The organism is Labrys sedimenti (assembly GCF_034424805.1).
Taxonomy (GTDB): domain Bacteria; phylum Pseudomonadota; class Alphaproteobacteria; order Rhizobiales; family Labraceae; genus Labrys; species Labrys sedimenti.
Genome location: NZ_JAXOUF010000092.1, coordinates 1 through 1,163, shown reverse-complemented (window position 1 = coordinate 1,163; position 1,163 = coordinate 1). Strand labels below are relative to the sequence as shown.

The 1,163-nt window shown below is 50.4% G+C and carries 1 rRNA gene; it reads left to right on the top strand.

Going from position 1 to position 1,163, the window contains the following annotated elements:
* Positions 1–7: 7 nt before the first annotated feature.
* A 23S ribosomal RNA gene (locus U1R88_RS35555) occupies positions 8–1,163 on the top strand; the annotation flags it as partial.

Genomic DNA, 1,163 nt, shown 5'->3' with positions numbered 1-1,163 from the left:
GGAGAGAGGTCAAGCTACTAAGGGCGCATAGAGGATGCCTAGGCGATGACAGGCGAAGAAGGACGCGGCAAACTGCGAAAAGCCACGATAAGCTGTTAACAGGCGTTACAGTCGTGGATATCCGAATGGGGCAACCCAGTGGAGCGACCCTCCACTACCCGTAAGGGAGCGAACTCAGGGAAGTGAAACATCTCAGTACCTGAAGGAAAAGAAAGAAAACTCGATTCCGTGAGTAGCGGTGAGCGAAAACGGAAGAGCCTAAACCAGTCATAAGGCTGGGGTTGTGGGGCAGGTGTTATAATACTTGCGACTATAGAAGAACGGCATGGGAAGGCCGGCCATAGAGGGTTAGAGCCCCGTAATCGAAATGGTCAAGAGATTAAATCTGTACCCGAGTACTGCGGGAAACGTGAGGTCCTGCAGGAATCAGGAGGGACCACCCTCTAAGGCTAAATACTAGTCATCGACCAATAGTGAACGAGTACCGTGAGGGAAAGGTGAAAAGAACCCTTGTTAAGGGAGTGAAATAGAACCTGAAACTATGTGCCTACAAGCGGTCGGAGCATATGTTAATATGTGACGGCGTGCCTTTTGCATAATGAGCCTACGAGTTATCGTATGCAGCGAGGTTAAGCCGATAGGTGAAGCCGGAGGGAAACCGAGTCTGAATAGGGCGAATTAGTTGCATGCGTTAGACCCGAAGCCAGTCGATCTATCCATGGGCAGGTTGAAGCAGCGGTAAGACGCTGTGGAGGACCGAACCAGTTTGGGTTGAAAACCATTTGGATGACCTGTGGATAGGGGCGAAAGACCAATCAAGGCTGGTGATAGCTGGTTCTCCCCGAAATGCATTGAGGTGCAGCGTTGATATTTAATTTTCTGGGGTAGAGCACTGTTTGGGCTAGGGGGCATACCGCTTACCGAACCCATACAAACTCCGAATACGGAAGAGAATATATCAGCAGTGAGACTACGGGTGAGAAGATCCGTGGTCGAGAGGGTAAGAGCCCGGACCGTCAGCTAAGGTCCCTAAATATACACTAAGTGGTAAAGGATGTGGAAATGGAGAAACAGCCAGGAGGTTGGCTTAGAAGCAGCCATCCTTTAAAGAAAGCGTAACAGCTCACTGGTCTAGCGTTTCTGCGCCGAAGATATAACGGGGG